Source organism: Rathayibacter tanaceti, assembly GCF_009834165.1.
In the GTDB taxonomy this organism is placed as follows: Bacteria; Actinomycetota; Actinomycetes; order Actinomycetales; family Microbacteriaceae; genus Rathayibacter; species Rathayibacter tanaceti.
Genome location: NZ_CP047186.1, coordinates 1,333,560 through 1,349,692, shown reverse-complemented (window position 1 = coordinate 1,349,692; position 16,133 = coordinate 1,333,560). Strand labels below are relative to the sequence as shown.

Here is a 16,133-nt window from a genome sequence, read left to right as displayed (position 1 = left end):
CTCGCGTCCGGACACCGGGGAAGGTGCGTCCGGGCGCCGAGTGGCTGGGAGTCGCGCGACAGGAGCTAGAACAGGCCGGGGATCACCTCCTCCTGGGTGTCGGAGAACACGGACTCCTGCTCCTGCAGGTAGTCCTCCCAGGCGCCCTGCGCCCAGATCTCGGCCCGGTTGCCCGCTCCGATGACCGTCAGGTCGCGGTCGAGGCCGGCGTAGGCCCGCAGCGGCGCCGGGAGGGTGATGCGGTTCTGCTTGTCCGGCGTCTCGGCGCTCGCCCCCGAGAGGAACACCCGGAGGAAGTCGCGCGCCTGCTTGCTGGTCACCGGCGCCTGCCGGATCTTCTCGTGCATCACCTCGAACTCGGCCTGGCTGAACACGTAGAGGCACCGCTCCTGGCCGCGCGTGACGACGACACCGGAGGAGAGCTCGTCGCGGAACTTGGCGGGGAGGATCACGCGGCCCTTCTCGTCGAGCTTGGGGGAATGGGTACCGAGGAACAACGGGCTGTCCCTCACTTCTTCCGGCCGGGGTGGTGTGGCCTCCACGGTACTCCACTTCCCACCACCTTCAACCCTGGCACGGCCTCAGGCGCGCTGAAGGACGGGCCGATCTGCCCGGTATTCCGGGAATCCGAGCCGGTGGGGCGAAGTGGAGGAGAAATGGTGCGCGAGGGAGGGTCAGGGCACGAAAAAAGGGCCGATCCGTGAGGATCGACCCTGTGGTGGAGCGGAGGGGAGGCTAGCCGCGGCCGTCGCCGCGGTTGTCCCACCTGTCGTTCAGACGGTCCATGAATCCGGAACCCTGACGATTGCCGGAGCGGGGCTTCGACGGACGACCGACGTTCGGAAGGCCGGACTCCGTCGGCCCACCGGCGGACGGCCGCATCGCGATCACGACGCCGCCGAGCATGAACGCGAAACCGAGGATGCCGACGAGCGGCTGGCGCACGATCACTCCGGTGACGAGGACGGCCAGGCCCACGATGCCGAGGAGGATGCCCAGGACGAGCGCACGGTAGTTGGTTCCACCGCTCCCCTTGGCGACCGCCGCCACGAAATCGGCGTCGTTCTGATAGAGGTTGCGCTCCATCTCGTCGAGGAGCCGTTGCTCGTGTTCCGAAAGCGGCATCTTGACCCCTTCAGGGTGTGACGCCGACCCTCTCGGGGATCGACGCCGGAATTGGCGACACTGGGCACGACCGGTCGGACGGCGCTTCAGTGTAGACCGAGCCCGGCACAGGCGCCAGGCGCCTTCCGTGCATAGGCTGGTCGGGTGAACCACAGCTCTCGACTGGTCGATCGCGTCCAGCTCAGAATCGATGAATTCCTCACGGGCCGCTTGCCAATTCTGCGCTCGATCGGCGAGGACGTCTCCGCCCTCGGCGACCTTTCGCGGGACTTTCTCAGCGGGGGCAAACGGTTCCGGGCGCGCTTCTGCGAAGCGGGCTGGAACGCCGTCTCGAGCACACCCAGCGACGCGCATCCGAGCGGCTCCGACCCGGTCGCTCGAGTGGGTGCCTGCCTCGAGCTGTTCCACGCCGCGGCTCTGGTGCACGACGATGTGATCGACAACTCGGACACTCGCCGCGGGGCTCCCGCGGCGCACCTCCGCTTCTCCGCTCTGCACTCCGAGGGCGGCTGGGCGGGAGACGGCGAGGAGTTCGGACGCTCGTCCGCGATCCTGCTCGGGGATCTCCTCCTGGTCTGGTCGGACGAGATCTTCGCGGAGGCGGAATGGTCACTCGAGGACCGGGTGTCCGCGGCACGCGCCCGCTCAGAGTTCAACCTGATGCGCACCGAGGTGACGCTGGGCCAGTACCTCGACATCCTCGAGGAGAGCGCCTGGGGCCAGCACCCCGAGCACGAGCATCTCGAGCGCGCCGAACGCGTCGTCGTCTACAAGAGCGCCAAGTACAGCATCGAGGCGCCGCTCGCCATCGGCGGCTCCCTCGCGGGAGGCGACGACGCGCAGATCGACGCCCTGCGCCGCTTCGGGCTGCCCGTGGGTATCGCCTTCCAGCTGCGCGACGACGTCCTCGGAGTCTTCGGCGACCCGGCGGTCACGGGCAAGCCCGCGGGCGACGACCTGCGCGAGGGCAAGCGCACGGTCCTGCTCGGCCTGGCCAGAGGAGCCTGCACGGCGACCGAGCGGGCCGAGCTCGACGCCGTCGTCGGACGCAGCGATGCGAACGCTGCCGGCATCGCCCGTGCTCAGGAGATCGTGGCCGGCAGCGGAGCGCTCGAGCTCCTGGAGGAGCGCATCTCACGGCAGGTCGAGGCCGCTCTCGCCGTGCTGTCCGAGGCGCCCCTGCGGCCGGAGGGCGTGCTCGAGCTGCGTGGACTGGCCGAGCAGGTCACGGTCCGCTCCTCCTGAGACCACTTCGGGTGACGGTCGTGGCTCAGGCCAGAGCTTGGGCCACGCGGCGGACCTCCGCCTTGCGGCCGGCGCGGAGAGCGAGGACAGGGCTCGTGCCCAGGCTCTCCTCAGTGCTGAGCATCCAGTCGACCGCTTCGTCATCGGTGAAGCCGGAGTCGGAGAGCAGGATCGCGGTTCCGCGGATCTCGGTCATCGGCTCGCCGTCGCGGAGGAACAGGGAGGGCACGACGACGACGCCGTTGCGCCGGGTGCCCAGCAGGTGCCGCTCCTCGAGGAGGCGGCGGACCCGGCCGACGCCGAGGCCGGTCAGCTCCACGAGGTCGGGGATGGTGAGCCACTCGAGCTCGGGGGTGGTCGAGGAGGCAGGGGAAGCGGACGAGTCGGTCACCCGTCAAGAGTGCCACGGCGCCGCAGGGCGTCCAAGCGCACAGGGAGCGAGCCGGCTCGCGCCGCCCGGGCGTCGCTCACCGGTTCCGCGGGGGGTCTTGCCTAGACTCATCGCGTGACCACCAGCCAGCTCGACCCTCTTCTCGGCCGTCTCGTCGACGGCCGGTACGAGGTGCGCTCGCGGATCGCGCGCGGCGGGATGGCCACGGTGTATCTCGCGCACGACCAGCGCCTGGAGCGCCGGGTCGCGATGAAGGTCATGCACGGGCACCTCTCTGACGACGCGACGTTCAAGAACCGCTTCGTCCAGGAGGCGCGCTCGGCCGCGAGGCTCGCGCACCCGAACGTGGTCAGCGTCTTCGATCAGGGCCAGGACTCGGACATGGCCTACCTCGTCATGGAGTACCTGCCCGGCATCACGCTCCGCGACCTACTGAAGGAGCGCGGGCGGCTGACGCCCCAGCAGGTCGTCGACATCATGCACTCGGTCCTGTCGGGGCTCGCAGCCGCGCACCGCGCGGGGATCCTGCACCGCGACCTCAAGCCCGAGAACGTGCTGCTCGCCGACGACGGCCGCATCAAGATCGGGGACTTCGGCCTCGCCAGGGCGGCGACGGCGAACACCGCCTCCGGCCAGGCGCTGCTGGGTACCATCGCCTACCTCTCCCCCGAGCTCGTCACCCGGGGCACCGCCGACACCCGCAGCGACATCTACGCCATCGGCATCATGATCTACGAGATGCTCACGGGCGAGCAGCCGTTCACCGGCGAGCAGCCGATGCAGATCGCCTACCAGCACGCGAACGATTCCGTCCCGTATCCCAGCGCCACCGTGCCCTCCGTGCCGTCCTCTCTCGACGAGCTCGTGATCTGGGCGACGGAGCGCGACCCGGACATGCGTCCACGCGACGCCGGAGTCATGCTCGCGCAGCTCCTTGAGGCCGAGCGGCTGATGGGGATCACGCCGAGCGATCGTCGCGGCGACACCCAGGCGGTCGCCCCGCTCCCCTCACCCTCCCCCGAAACCGATCGAGCCACGGCCCTCCTCGACGCGGAGGAGCCGGGCCGCACGTCGGTCCTCGCGAGCGCTCCCGCGGCCGCAGCCGTGGTCCTGGTCGACGAGGACGACGACACCGTCGCGCGTCTCGCGGCCCGGCGCCGCATCCGGCGCCGGCGCGGCGTCGTGCTCACCGTCGTCGTGCTGCTGCTCGCGCTGATCGGCGGCGGCACCGCGTGGTGGTTCGGCGAGGGACCGGGCGCGATCGTCTCGATCCCCGACGTCGTGAGCCAGTCGCAGGAGGAGGCCACGGCGCAGCTGCAGGCCCAGGGCTTCGAGGTGCAGCCCCAGGAGACGCCGGACCTCACCGCGCCCGCGGGGACGGTGATGAGCTCCGACCCGCCTGGCGGTCAGGGCGTGCACAAGGGCTCGGTGATCACGCTGACGGTCTCGACAGGGCCGCGCCAGCTACCCGTGCCCACTCTGAGCGGACTCTCGGAGGCCGACGCCTCCGCGGCGATCACGAACGGATCCTTCACCGTCGGCGAGGTCTCGCGCGTCTTCGACGAGGACGTCGACGCGGGAGTGGTGATCTCCGCCTCCCTGCCGGACGGCTCGGCGCTCCCGGAGACGATGTCCGAGACGAGCACCATCGCGATGGTCGTCAGCCTCGGTCCGATCCCGAACGTGGTCGGCCTCTCGGTCGAGGAGGCGACGGCGAAGGCGAAGGAGGCCGGACTCGCCCTCGACCGCAGCGGCGAGGACTGGAGCGACACCGTCGCGGCCGGCATCGTCCTGACCCAGGCGAACCCCGAGGCCCCAGCCGTGACCGGGGACACCATCTCGGTGGTCGTCTCGAAGGGGCCGCAGCCCGTCGCCGTGCCGAACGTGGTCGGTATGACCCGGGACCAGGCGAAGGCGGCGCTCGAGGCGGCAGGACTCACGTCGAGCTACTCGCTGACGACGCTCGGGCCGCTGATCGACGCGGCACCGAACGAGCTCACCAGGGTCACCAATCAGTCGAACACGTCGGGAGACCTCGTGCAGCGCGGGACGACGATCCAGCTCTCCATCACGATCACGACCTGACGTCGCCCCCGCGCGACCGGGACGGCGCTGCACCGCCCTCCCGACGCGCCGGGTTCCTGGCTGATCGGGGGGGGCAGGCGTCAGATGGCGCTGCCGCGGAGCTCCTCCGCCACCAGGAAGGCGAGCTCGAGCGACTGCATGTGGTTGAGCCGCGGGTCGCAGACCGATTCGTAACGCGTGGCGAGCGTCGCCTCGTCGATCTGCTCCGAGCCGCCGAGGCACTCGGTCACGTCGTCGCCGGTGAGCTCGACGTGGATGCCGCCCGGATGCGTTCCCGCCGCCCTGTGCGCCTCGAAGAAGCCCTTGACCTCGTCGACCACGTCGTCGAAGCGACGCGTCTTGTAGCCGGTGGGCGTGGTGAGGCCGTTGCCGTGCATCGGGTCGGTGACCCACAACGGCAGGGCGTCACTCCGCTTGACGGCCTCGAGCAGCGGCGGGAGGGCGTCCCGGATCGTGCCTGCGCCCATCCGCGTGATGAAGGTCAGGCGGCCGGGCTCGCGGTCGGGGTCGAGCTTCTCGATGAGCTGGAGCATCGTCTCGGGAGTCGTGGAGGGGCCGAGCTTGACACCGATGGGGTTACGGACCCTCGACAGGAAGTCGACGTGGGCGCCATCGAGGTCGCGGGTGCGCTCGCCGATCCAGATGAAGTGGCTGGACGTGTTGTACGGCGTGCCGGTGCGCGAGTCGATCCGCGTCATCGGACGCTCGTAGTCCATCAGCAGGCCCTCGTGCCCGGTGTAGAACTCGGTGCGCTTCATGCCCTCGAAGTCTGCTCCGCAGGCGACCATGAACTTCACCGCTCGGTCGATCTCCCGTGCGAGCTGCTCGTAGCGCTGGTTCTGCGGGTTCTCGGTGAAGCCCTTGTTCCAGTAGTGGACGAGGCGGAGGTCGGCGAAACCGCCCTGGGTGAACGCCCGAATGAGATTCAGCGTCGAGGCGGCGGTGTGGTATCCCTGCACGATGCGGCGCGGGTCGGCCGCTCGCGACTCCGGAGTGAAGTCGTAGCCGTTGACGATGTCGCCGCGGTAGGCGGGCAGCGTCACGTCGCCGCGCGTCTCGAGGTCGCTCGAGCGCGGCTTGGCGAACTGCCCCGCCATCCGGCCCATCTTGATGACGGGCATGCTCGCGCCGTACGTGAGGACAACGGCCATCTGCAGGACCGTCTTGACGCGGTTGCGGATCTGATCGGCCGTGGCCCCCGCGAAAGTCTCGGCGCAGTCACCGCCCTGAAGCAGGAACGCCTCGCCCCGGGCTGCGGCGCCGAGGCGCTCGCGCAGCTGATCGACCTCGCCGGCGAACACCAGCGGAGGCAGCGAGGCCACCTCGGCCGAAGCCTCCTCGACGGCCCGGGCATCGGGCCACTGCGGCTGCTGCTTGATCTCGAGCTCGCGCCAATAGTCCAGGCCGGCGACCACGGAGGGGGCGGCGAGGACGTACGGTTCGTTCGGATCGATGACCACGAGAGTGTTCCCGGTTCTGACGGGCGCGAGCGGCGCGCGGGGATCCGCCGCCCGGTCGGACGGCAGCGATTGAGGATCTTATCGTCTGCGAAGACGCTCAGTCGGGACGAGCGCACGGCACCCGGCCGGCACTCAGCGGGTGAGGGCGGCGCGCTTCTCCTTGACCGAGGTGGCGTAGACGTCGAGGTACTCCTGGCCGCTCAGGGCAAGCAGCTCGTACATGATCTCGTCGGTGATCGAGCGGAGGATGAAACGATCGCCCTCCATGCCCTCGAAGCGGCTGAAGTCGAGCGGCTCGCCGAACACGATGCCGATGCGGCCGAGCCTCGGGAGTCGCCGACCGATCGGCATGATGCGGGCGGTGTCGATCATCGCGACGGGGATGACGGGCACGCGCGCCTCGAGGACCATGCGGGCGACTCCGGTGCGACCGCGGTACATGCGGCCGTCGGGGCTGCGCGTTCCCTCGGGATAGATGCCCAGGGCATGACCACCGGCCAGGACTCGCAGTCCTGTGTTCAGCGAGGCTTCGGACGCCTTCCCCCCCGAGCGGTCGATCGGCAGCATGCCCGTGGCCGTGAAGAACATCCTCGTGGCCCAGCCTTTGAGGCCCCTGCCGGTGAAGTAGTCGCTCTTGGCGAGGAAGACCATGTTCCGCTCGATCACGAGCGGGAGGAACACCGAGTCGATGAACGACAGATGGTTGCTCGCGAGGATGACGCCGCCGGTCTGCGGAACACGATCGGCGCCCACCACCCACGGTCGGAAGATCGTCTTCAGGAGCGGGCCCGCGACGATGTGCTTCATGAACCAGTAGAACATCGGGCTCCTCGGCGGTGCGGTGGTGGCGGGTTCTGCGGGCGCCGGATCAGAGCGATCCGGCGTGCAGGCGGGCTAGATCGGCGGCTCCCACGACTCCGGCATCGTTGACGAGCTCGGCGATGCGGAACTCGGGCTCGGGGTGGTACCCGCGGGCCGGCAGGTTGTCGAGGTAGGCCTGACGGATCGGGTCCAGGAGCAGGTCGCCCGCCTGAGCGACCCCGCCCCCGATGACGAACATCTGCGGGTCGAGGACTGCGCTGAGGCTCGCTGCGGCCTCGCCGAGCCAGTGGCCCAGCTGCCGCAGCGCCGCGAGAGCGCCGAGGTCGCCAGCGGTGATCAGCTCCGAGATGAGGCGGCCGTCGAGTTCGCCTCCGTTCCGCTGTCGCGCGTCGGCGAGACCCTGGCCGATCCCGCCCGCGTCAGCGAGCTCGCCGGCGAAGCGCTGGAGGGCGCGGCCCGAGCCGTACTGCTCGATGCAGCCGCGCGCTCCGCAGCCGCAGGGCAGGCCGCCAGGGACCACGCGCATGTGGCCGATCTCGGCGGCGGCGCCGAACCCGCCGCGGAGCAGGCGGTCGTTGATCACGATGGCTCCGCCGACTCCGGTGCCGATCGTGAGCATCAGCATGTCGCTCACGAGGCGCCCCGACCCGTAGCGGAACTCGGCCCAGCCCGCGGCGTTGGCGTCGTTCTCGATGATGATCGGCAGGTCGATCCGGGCCGAGAGCTTCTCGCGGAACGGCTCGTTGCGCCAGTTGATGTTGGGGGCGTAGTAGACGATCGACTGCGAGGCATCGATGAAGCCGGCCGCAGCGACTCCGACCGCCGCGACATCCGCCTCTGGCAGGCCCTCGCGCAGGTGCTCGACCATCTCGACGACGACGTCGACGATCAGCTCGGGGTGTCCGGCGGGGGTGGGGCGGCGATCCTCTCGGAGGATGCCGCCGAACTCGTCGACCAAGGCTCCGGCGATCTTCGTCCCGCCGATGTCGATCCCGATCGCGTGCACGCGAACCGCCTTTCCGATGCCACCGGCACGGACGCGACGGCGGGTCCGCCAGAGCGGCGACCAGAACGAGTGTAGTGACCGGGAGGAGTCGGGTGCCGCTCGCCGAGCGCGGTGCAGGGGCGTGTCGAGCGCCGCCCGCCGCCGCCTCCGCGAACGGATCGCGTCACGATCCGGGACCGGTGGTCCTGAAAAGATCCACAGCTTCGACGACGCCGGTAGGGTGAGACGACGTTGATTCAGGTGCCGAAGGAGTTGCCGTGAACCAGTTCGATTCACCCCGGGTGGTGGCGGCCGATCCGCAGGCCAACACGACGGCCCTCCTCCTCGACCGCGTACGCGAGACGCCCGATCGCCCGCTCTTCGCGCTGCCGGACGGCGCGGGCTGGCGCGACGTGACGGCGCAGGAGTTCCTCGACCAGGTCACCGCGCTCGCCAAGGGCTTCGTCGCCGTCGGCCTCGAGCCGGGCGAGAAGATCGGTCTGATCTGCAAGACCCGCTACGAATGGACCTTGATCGACTTCGCGGTCTGGTTCGCCGGCGGCGTCCTCGTCCCCGTCTACGAGACGTCCTCCCCCGCCCAGGTGCAGTGGAACCTCGCCGACTCCGGCGCCCACGCCGTCATCGTCGAGACGCCGGAGCACTTCGCCCGCTTCGACGAGGTGCGCGCCGATCTGCCGGACGTACGCATCGCCTGGCAGATCGGCCTGGGCGACCTGGACAAGCTCGTCGCCCGCGGAGCCGAGGTCCCGGACGCCGAGATCGAGCGTCGCCGCTCCCTCGCCACCGGCGCCGACATCGCGACGATCATCTACACCTCCGGCTCGACCGGCCGGCCCAAGGGCTGCATCATCCGCCACTCCAACTTCGTCGAGCTCAGCCGCAACTCCGCGGTCGCCATCACCGAGCTGATCCATCAGCCGGGCGCGTCGACACTGTTGTTCATCACGACGGCGCATGTGTTCGCTCGCTTCATCGCGATCCTCTGCGTGCACGGCGGGGTGAAGGTGGGACACCAGGCCGACACCAAGCAGCTGCTCCCCTCCCTCGCCTCGTTCAAGCCGACGTTCCTGCTCGCGGTGCCGCGCGTGTTCGAGAAGGTCTACAACTCGGCCGAGCAGAAGGCGGAAAGCGGCGGGCGCGGGAAGATCTTCCGCCGCGCCGCCGACGTCGCGGTTGCGCACTCGATGGCCGTCGAGGCGGGCTCGGTGCCTCTCGCGCTGAAGCTGCAGTTCCTCCTCTTCGACCGGCTCGTGTACTCGAAGCTGCGCACGGCGATGGGCGGCAACGTGCGCTTCGCCGTCTCGGGATCCGCGCCGCTGGGCGACCGGCTGGGTCACTTCTTCCACAGTCTCGGCATCAAGATCCTCGAGGGCTACGGGCTCAGCGAGACCACGGCGCCGGCGACCGTCAACCGGACGGAGCGGTTCAAGATCGGAACGGTCGGTCCGGCACTGCCCGGCGTCTCGATCCGGATCGCCGCAGACGGCGAGATCCAGGTCCGCGGCATCGACATCTTCGGCGGGTACTGGAACAACGAGAAGGCGACGGCGGAGGCGTTCGACGGCGAGTGGTTCCGCACAGGCGACCTCGGCACTCTGGATGACGAGGGCTACCTCCGCGTCACGGGCCGCACAAAAGAGATCATCGTCACGGCCGGCGGCAAGAACGTCGCTCCGGCCGCGCTCGAGGATCCGATCCGCTCCACTCCGCTCGTCGGCCAGGTCGTCGTCGTCGGCGACCAGCGGCCCTTCATCGCCGCGCTGGTGACCCTCGACTCGGAGATGCTGCCGACCTGGCTCGCGAACAACGGTCAGGACGCCTCGCTCTCGCTCGAGGACGCGGCCGTGAACCCGGCCGTGCTCGCCGAGGTGCAACGCGCCGTGGACGCCGCGAACGACCGCGTCTCGCGCGCGGAGTCGATCCGCAAGTTCGTGGTCCTGCCGATCGAGTTCACCGAGGCGAGCGGCCATCTCACCCCCAAGATGAGCATCAAGCGGAACGTCATCCTCGCTGACTTCGCCGACACCATCAGCGCCGTGTACTCCGCCGCCCCCGCGACCGAGGGAATCTCCCTGCGCTGACGCGCCCCCGCGAGGGAACCCGTACCGGTCGAGGCACCCGCTCGTCCGGGCTCCCTCGCCGGTGCGGGGTTCCCTCGCACGACCACGCGACCGCGACGAGCCGGCCGGGACCGGCTCGGAATCAGAACCAGTCCGACTCCCGCACCGCCTTCATGGCGGCGCGGCGGTCGTCCTTGGTGAGGCGGTCGAGGTAGAGGCGGCCGTCGAGGTGGTCGCACTCGTGTTGGAGGGCCTGCGCCATCAGGCCGTCGCCCTCGAGGACGATCTCGGTGCCGTCGAGGTCGATGCCCCGCACCGTGGCGCGCGGGTACCGGATCGCCGGGTACCAGAGGGAGGGCACAGAGAGGCAGCCCTCGTCGACCGGCTGCGACTCGCCACTCAGATCGACGATCTCGGGGTTGAGGATGTAGCCGACGACGCCGTCGACGTTGTAGCTGAACGCGCGGAGGCCGACCCCGATCTGAGGCGCGGCGACGCCCGCGCGTCCGGGCGGACGGACGCTGTCCAACAGGTCCTCGACGAGTCCGCGAACGCCGGCGTCGACCGTCTCGATCCTCGCGGACGGGGTCTTCAGCACCGGGTCCCCGAAGAGGCGGATCTGGCGTTCGGTCATGTGGTCCGCTCCCTCAGGGCCTCCTCCGCGCTCAGGAGGGCGTTCTCGACGACTTCGCTCGCCGCGGGGTGCGGCCAGTACTGGCTGCGGGCGAGCCCGCGGATGCCGATGCCGGCACTGGCGGCCTGGACGAGCGGCTGAATGAGGATACTGGCCTGCGGGCCGATGATGTGCGCGCCGAGGAGCGCGCCGTCGAGTCCGACGACGAGGAGGCAGGCGCTCGACTCGTCCTCGAGGGCCCAGCCGAAGGCGGTGGAGCCGTACTCCTGCGTGACCGTGACCACCTGGAGCCCCTGCTCGCGGGCCTCGGCCGCGGTGAGGCCGAAGTGCGCGATCTGCGGGTGGGCGAAGATCGCACCGGGCACGGGCGCCAGCCTGTTCGAGAGCAGCTCCCCGGGGTGGAGGAGGTTGTGCGCGACGAGGCGCGCCTCGTGGTTCGCGACATGCTTGAGCTGCCACTCGGAGGAGACGTCGCCGAGGGCGAAGAGCCCGGGAACGGGTCTTCCGCCCGAGAGCACCCGTTGCTCGGTGTCGACGCGGATACGGCCGTCGTCGTGCAGATCGATCCCGACGGATGCTGCGGCGACCGTGTCGCTGTTCGGCTCGCGTCCGAGGGCGACGAGCACGACATCGGTCTCGACGACCGAGCCGTCGTCGAGCGTGACGACGAGGCCGCCGACGCCCGCGTCGATCGTCTCGGCCGAGACTCCGGTGCGAACGGTGTACCGCTCGGCGGCGAGGGCGGTGAACCGGCGGGCGATGTCCTCGTCGAGGGCGCGGAGCAGGCGGTCACTGCGCACGGCGACCGTCACGGCCGTTCCGAAGGCCGAGAAGACGTGGGCGAACTCCACCGCGACCGCTCCCCCGCCGAGGATCAGCATCCGCTCGGGGAGCTCGTCGAGGCGCATCACGGTCGAGGAGTCGTGGATACGGCGGTCCGGCTCGTAGGCGGCGAGCAGCGGTCTCGGCCGGGAGCCGGAGGCGACGACCACCTGCGGAGCGCTGATCCGCCGGCCGCTCGCGCTGACCAGGACGTGTGGACGGGAGCCGTCGCCGAGCGATTCGAAGCCGAAGCTCTCGCGCAGGACGGTCACGTTGGGTGATCGCTGGTCTCGGTACTCGAAGCCACCCTCGCTGATCGCGTCGATGCGCCCGAAGACGCGGTCTCGCACCTCGGCCCATTCCGGCCGCGCGAGACGACCGTGTACGCCGACGCCGCCGCCCTGGTCGACGTCGGTCACCACGTCGGCGACGTGCACGAACATCTTGGTCGGGATGCATCCCGCGTTCAGGCACGTGCCGCCGAACCACCGGCCGTCGTCGAGGATCGCGACGCGGAGGCCGTCGAAATCGGGCCCGACGATCGAGTTGCCCGATCCCGCGCCGATGACGACGAGGTCGAAGGCGTCGACGGGCTCAGGCACGCCGGACCGGAATACCCTCGACGACGAGCGCGGCCAGCAGGCGCGCCGCCTCCCTGGTTCCCTGGCGCAGCTGCTCCCACTTGACGATCGAGCCGGCGGCGAGCACCGGGTCGTAGGGGATGCGCACGATCTCGCGCACCCGCGAGCGGAAGTGCGACTCGATCTCCTCGAGCTTGACCAGGCTGGTGCCCGGCGTCGCCGTGTTCAGCGCGACCACCGCGTTGCGCACCAGCGCTCCGTAGCCGTTCGCGTCGAGCCAGGTCAGCGTCTCGGAGGCGAGGCGCGCCTCATCGACGCTGCCGCCCGAGACGATCACGACGGTGTCGGCGCGCTGGAGCGTCGGGCGCATCACCGAGTGGACGATGCCGGTCCCGCAGTCGGTGAGCATGATCGAGTAGAAGCGCTCGACCAGATCGGCGACCACGTTGTAGTCGTCCTCATCGAAGGCCTCGGAGAGCTGGGGGTCGGTGTCCGAGGCGAGCACGTCGAGCCGAGTCTCGTCGCGCGAGACGAGGGTGGAGAACTCGGTGAAGCCGGTGACCCCGGAGGCGCGGTTCACCACGTCGCGGACGGTCGCCCTGGTCTGCTTGGGCACTCGCTCGGCGAGCGTGCCGCGGTCGGGGTTCGCGTCGACCGCGATGATGCGGTCTTCGCGCGAGTCGGCCAGCGCCATACCGAGCAGCGTGGTGACGGTCGTCTTGCCGACGCCGCCCTTGCGGGTCATCACCGGCACGAAGCGCGTTCCGCCGTCGAACTGCCGGCCGATCCGCTCGTCCATCGCCTTCCACGCCCGAACGGCCGCGGAGTCGCCGAGGTTGACCGTGTGGAAGGTGAGCCCGTAGAGGAACCGGTTCCAGCCGCCCGTGGGAGCCGGCCGCGTCTTGCGGTTCACCTCAAGGAGGCGGTCGGGCGTCAGCATCGACGCCGACTCCGGAGTGGAGGCGCCCGGCGCGACCGGGGACGGGGCCGGGGGCGAGCCGGCGGACTCGGCGCGAAGGCGGTCGCGGCGGGTGGGACCGGCGGCCGGGTCCGCGGACTCGGGAGGCGCGGACGAGTCGGACCGACGCGGGGTGACCGGAGTCGGGAAGGGCCGGCTCGGTGCCGGAGGCTCCTCGCCGGCCGACGGCGGCGGCACGAGGGCATGCGAACGAGCAGGCGGGAGACCGAGGCGACCGACATCGATCGCGTCCTCGTCCTCGACCGGCGCGGGAGCCGTCGAGCGGCGGCGCGGACCGGGCGGCGGCATCCGCACGCCGTCAGGGAGGAGAGTGGGGGCCGTGTCGCTCGCGCGCGGGGCGTACTGCCCCGACTCCCGAGCCGCATCCATCGCGGTCCGGGGCGTGGGACCGGTGTCGGTGTCGGGCTGGTCGTCGTTGCGCTCATCCATGCGAACGAGCCTCCTTCCGCTTGCGGTCAGTGTAGCGGCGGGCACGGATCACGCGAGGCGGGACGATCGGCGACGCCAGGAGCGACGGGGAGCGCGCCTCGTGGCGACTCGAGCGCGGCGTGTGCAGCCGACGGTTAGGTTCTGCCGCCCGCGGGACCGTAAAGTAGTCAGCCATGCATGTACTCAGCGTGAGCTCCCTCAAGGGCGGCGTCGGCAAGACCACGGTGACCCTCGGCCTTGCATCCGCGGCGTTCTCGAAGGGCCTGCGAACGCTGGTCGTCGACCTCGATCCCCAGTCCGATGTGTCGACCGGCATGGACATCAATGTCGCCGGTCACCTCAACATCGCCGACGTCCTGACGTCGCCGAAGGAGAAGATCGTCCGCTCGGCGATCGCGCCCTCCGGCTGGACGAAGGAGCACCACGGCACGATCGACGTGCTGATCGGCAGCCCGTCGGCGATCAACTTCGACGGACCGCACCCCAGCATCCGCGACATCTGGAAGCTCGAGGAGGCCCTCGCCAGCGTGGAGGCCGACTACGACCTGGTGCTGATCGACTGCGCTCCCTCCCTCAACGCGCTGACCCGCACCGCGTGGGCGGCGAGCGACCGCGTCGCCGTCGTCACGGAGCCCGGGCTGTTCTCGGTGGCTGCCGCTGACCGTGCGCTCCGGGCGATCGAGGAGATCCGCCGCGGCCTGAGCCCGCGACTCCAGCCGTTGGGCATCATCGTCAACCGCGCTCGGGTGCAGTCGCTCGAGCACCAGTTCCGGATCAAGGAACTCCGCGACATGTTCGGGCCCCTCGTCCTCAGCCCGCAGCTACCCGAGCGCACGTCGCTCCAGCAGGCGCAGGGTGCCGCGAAGCCGGTGCACGTGTGGCCCGGAGAGAGCGCTCAGGAGATGGCGCACAACTTCGATCTTCTGCTCGACCGCGTCATCCGCACGGGTCGCATCGGCGAGCAGGTCTCGGCCACGAAGTAGCGATCGACACGCCCGTCGGGGAGGCGGTTCCTCGCACGAGGAGACGGGCGGATGGCCGCGACACGACGTTCGAGCGCGATCGGCCCCTGCTGCTGAGCGGGAGCCCCGGGGTCGGTGCGGCTCAGCCGACGCGGCGGGAGGCGCGGCGCTGGGCCAGCTCGTCGGTCGGGTCGACCGACTGGTGGTCGAGCTCGACGAGACTCGATTCGACCTCTCGGAGGACCTTGCCGACGGCGATGCCGAAGACACCCTGGCCGCGGCTGAGGAGGTCGATGACCTCGTCGTTCGAGGTGCAGAGGTAGACACTCGCGCCGTCGCTCATCAGGGTCGTCTGAGCCAGGTCGTCGACACCGGACTCACGGAGCTGATTGACCGCGGTGCGGATCTGCTGGAGCGAGATCCCTGTGTCGAGCAGCCGCTTCACGAGCTTGAGGACCAGGATGTCGCGGAATCCGTAGAGGCGCTGGGTGCCGGACCCGGACGCTCCGCGCACGGTCGGCTCGACGAGCTCGGTACGCGCCCAGTAGTCGAGCTGGCGATAGGTGATCCCTGCCGCGCGAGCCGCGACGGCGCCGCGGTAGCCGGCATCGGCGTCGAGATCGGGGAGTCCGTCGGTGAAGAGGACGAGGTCGCGCTGGCCGCTGACGTCGCGGCTGACTTCTCTCATCCCTGTGCCTCTCGGATCCGGACGCCCGATCCTCGGAACGCGCTCCCTACCGTACTCACCGGGGCATGCCGAGTAAACGACATCGGGCTCCGGGCCGCGGCGTGTCGCGGACGGCCGTCCTCCGGGGTGGGCTGCGGGCTCACGCCCGGCCGATCCGCGACAGCGCGCTGCGCACCATCGCCCCACGGATCGTGCCGAGCTGAGCAGCCAGACCGATCGCGGACTCGGCCGCGCTCGCCGAGCCGGAGGCCTCGCCCCGCCGTGCGCTGGAGGCGACGACACTCTCGATCAGGGCCATCTCGCGCTCGACGGCGACGCGGAGCGGGCGCAGGTGTCGGGGCTCGATCCCCGAGCGGCCGAGCTCGACGAGGGCCTTCATGGTGGTGACGGCCTCGTCGCCGAAGACGTCGCCGCCGCGCACGAGTCCCGCGGAGACCGCCTCCTGGACGAGAGCCGAGCTCGCTCCCGACTCGCTCGCCAGGCCGGCTCGCGTCAGCCGCGTGGCGGGCCCGAGGAGCGAGGCCGCAGGACCGCCCACGCCCGCGGGCAGGGCGGGCTCGCGACCCGCGTCGATGTCGTCGAGATAGCCGCGGATCACCTTGAGCGGCAGATAGTGGTCGCGCTGGAGGGCGAGGACCATCCGCAGGCGCTCGACGTCGGCGGAGGAGAACTTGCGGTAGCCGGACTCGGTGCGCGCCGGTGAGACGAGACCCTGCTCCTCGAGGAAGCGCAGCTTCGACGGAGTGACGTCCGGGAACTCGGAGGTCAGCCTGGCCAGCACCTGACCGATGCTCAGCAGAGCGGCGGAGCCGGTGGGGAGGGCGCGCGCGGAGGAACGGCCCAC

The 16,133-nt window shown here is 70.4% G+C and carries 15 protein-coding genes; 4 read left to right on the top strand and 11 right to left on the bottom strand.

The genetic code is table 11. The annotated features are described in order from the left end of the window. Positions 1-65 precede the first annotated feature (65 nt). Together mraZ and GSU10_RS06345 are read right to left on the bottom strand one after the other, a co-directional pair. A complete protein-coding gene (mraZ, locus tag GSU10_RS06350) occupies positions 66-497 on the bottom strand; it encodes a division/cell wall cluster transcriptional repressor MraZ (RefSeq protein WP_068209200.1) in 432 nt (143 codons plus the stop codon). A 238-nt stretch (positions 498-735) separates the two neighbouring features. Then, positions 736-1,125: a DUF3040 domain-containing protein gene (locus GSU10_RS06345; protein ID WP_068209202.1), complete on the bottom strand. Its 390-nt coding sequence runs from the start codon at positions 1,123-1,125 to the stop codon at positions 736-738. 144 nt (positions 1,126-1,269) lie between these two features. On the opposite strand from GSU10_RS06345, the gene GSU10_RS06340 reads away from it, so the two are divergent. Next, complete coding sequence (locus GSU10_RS06340) at positions 1,270-2,370, top strand: polyprenyl synthetase family protein (protein WP_068209205.1); 1,101 nt, start codon at positions 1,270-1,272, stop codon at positions 2,368-2,370. Positions 2,371-2,395: 25 nt separating this feature from the next. On the opposite strand, the gene GSU10_RS06335 is transcribed toward GSU10_RS06340, so the two are convergent. Further along, positions 2,396-2,761, bottom strand: coding sequence for an Rv2175c family DNA-binding protein (locus tag GSU10_RS06335; RefSeq protein WP_068209208.1), 366 nt, complete (start codon positions 2,759-2,761; stop codon positions 2,396-2,398). A 114-nt stretch (positions 2,762-2,875) separates the two neighbouring features. Here GSU10_RS06335 and pknB point away from each other — a divergent pair, with 114 nt between their 5' ends. Further along, the gene (gene pknB / locus GSU10_RS06330; protein ID WP_068209211.1) at positions 2,876-4,846 is read left to right on the top strand and encodes a Stk1 family PASTA domain-containing Ser/Thr kinase; all 1,971 of its coding nucleotides are present in this window, start codon (positions 2,876-2,878) and stop codon (positions 4,844-4,846) included. Between the two features lie 80 nt (positions 4,847-4,926). Here pknB and GSU10_RS06325 read toward each other — a convergent pair whose 3' ends face one another. From GSU10_RS06325 to GSU10_RS06315, 3 genes are all read right to left on the bottom strand, one after another. Beyond that, on the bottom strand, positions 4,927-6,261 hold the full coding sequence (locus GSU10_RS06325) for a class II 3-deoxy-7-phosphoheptulonate synthase (protein WP_068209229.1): 1,335 nt from the start codon (positions 6,259-6,261) through the stop codon (positions 4,927-4,929). Between the two features lie 177 nt (positions 6,262-6,438). Beyond that, positions 6,439-7,128, bottom strand: a complete 690-nt coding sequence (locus tag GSU10_RS06320; RefSeq protein WP_068209214.1) for a lysophospholipid acyltransferase family protein — start codon at positions 7,126-7,128, stop codon at positions 6,439-6,441. Positions 7,129-7,174: 46 nt separating this feature from the next. Beyond that, positions 7,175-8,134: an ROK family glucokinase gene (locus GSU10_RS06315; RefSeq protein WP_068209217.1), complete on the bottom strand. Its 960-nt coding sequence runs from the start codon at positions 8,132-8,134 to the stop codon at positions 7,175-7,177. Positions 8,135-8,391: 257 nt separating this feature from the next. Between GSU10_RS06315 and GSU10_RS06310 the strand changes: the two genes are divergently transcribed. After that, a complete protein-coding gene (locus GSU10_RS06310) occupies positions 8,392-10,215 on the top strand; it encodes an AMP-dependent synthetase/ligase (RefSeq protein ID WP_068209220.1) in 1,824 nt (607 codons plus the stop codon). 121 nt (positions 10,216-10,336) lie between these two features. On the opposite strand, the gene def is transcribed toward GSU10_RS06310, so the two are convergent. Genes def through GSU10_RS06295 form a run of 3 tightly spaced genes read right to left on the bottom strand, consistent with a single transcriptional unit; the run spans position 10,337 to position 13,639 of the window. After that, the gene (def, locus tag GSU10_RS06305) at positions 10,337-10,828 is read right to left on the bottom strand and encodes a peptide deformylase (RefSeq protein ID WP_068209223.1); all 492 of its coding nucleotides are present in this window, start codon (positions 10,826-10,828) and stop codon (positions 10,337-10,339) included. Continuing rightward, positions 10,825-12,252, bottom strand: coding sequence for a mycothione reductase (locus GSU10_RS06300; RefSeq protein WP_132505160.1), 1,428 nt, complete (start codon positions 12,250-12,252; stop codon positions 10,825-10,827). The genes def and GSU10_RS06300 overlap by 4 nt, the downstream gene beginning before the upstream one ends. Then, positions 12,245-13,639, bottom strand: a complete 1,395-nt coding sequence (locus GSU10_RS06295; protein ID WP_241972919.1) for a MinD/ParA family ATP-binding protein — start codon at positions 13,637-13,639, stop codon at positions 12,245-12,247. Before GSU10_RS06295 ends, GSU10_RS06300 begins: the two co-directional genes overlap by 8 nt. Positions 13,640-13,812: 173 nt before the next feature. On the opposite strand from GSU10_RS06295, the gene GSU10_RS06290 reads away from it, so the two are divergent. Beyond that, positions 13,813-14,622 (top strand): ParA family protein, encoded by an 810-nt coding sequence (locus GSU10_RS06290; protein ID WP_068212122.1) that lies wholly within the window; start codon positions 13,813-13,815, stop codon positions 14,620-14,622. 121 nt (positions 14,623-14,743) lie between these two features. On the opposite strand, the gene GSU10_RS06285 is transcribed toward GSU10_RS06290, so the two are convergent. Further along, on the bottom strand, positions 14,744-15,289 hold the full coding sequence (locus GSU10_RS06285; RefSeq protein WP_068212124.1) for a MerR family transcriptional regulator: 546 nt from the start codon (positions 15,287-15,289) through the stop codon (positions 14,744-14,746). A gap of 139 nt (positions 15,290-15,428) precedes the next feature. Next, positions 15,429-16,133, bottom strand: coding sequence for a transcriptional regulator FtsR (gene ftsR, locus GSU10_RS06280; RefSeq protein WP_068212126.1), 705 nt, complete (start codon positions 16,131-16,133; stop codon positions 15,429-15,431).

Bases quoted from the DNA above. Each gene is read 5' to 3' on its own strand.
- def (WP_068209223.1), bottom strand. From the start codon at position 10,828: ATGACCGAACGCCAGATCCGCCTCTTCGGGGACCCGGTGCTGAAGACC.
- GSU10_RS06290 (WP_068212122.1), top strand. From the start codon at position 13,813: ATGCATGTACTCAGCGTGAGCTCCCTCAAGGGCGGCGTCGGCAAGACC.
- GSU10_RS06345 (WP_068209202.1), bottom strand. From the start codon at position 1,125: ATGCCGCTTTCGGAACACGAGCAACGGCTCCTCGACGAGATGGAGCGC.
- GSU10_RS06285 (WP_068212124.1), bottom strand. From the start codon at position 15,289: ATGAGAGAAGTCAGCCGCGACGTCAGCGGCCAGCGCGACCTCGTCCTC.
- GSU10_RS06295 (WP_241972919.1), bottom strand. From the start codon at position 13,639: ATGGATGAGCGCAACGACGACCAGCCCGACACCGACACCGGTCCCACG.
- GSU10_RS06320 (WP_068209214.1), bottom strand. From the start codon at position 7,128: ATGTTCTACTGGTTCATGAAGCACATCGTCGCGGGCCCGCTCCTGAAG.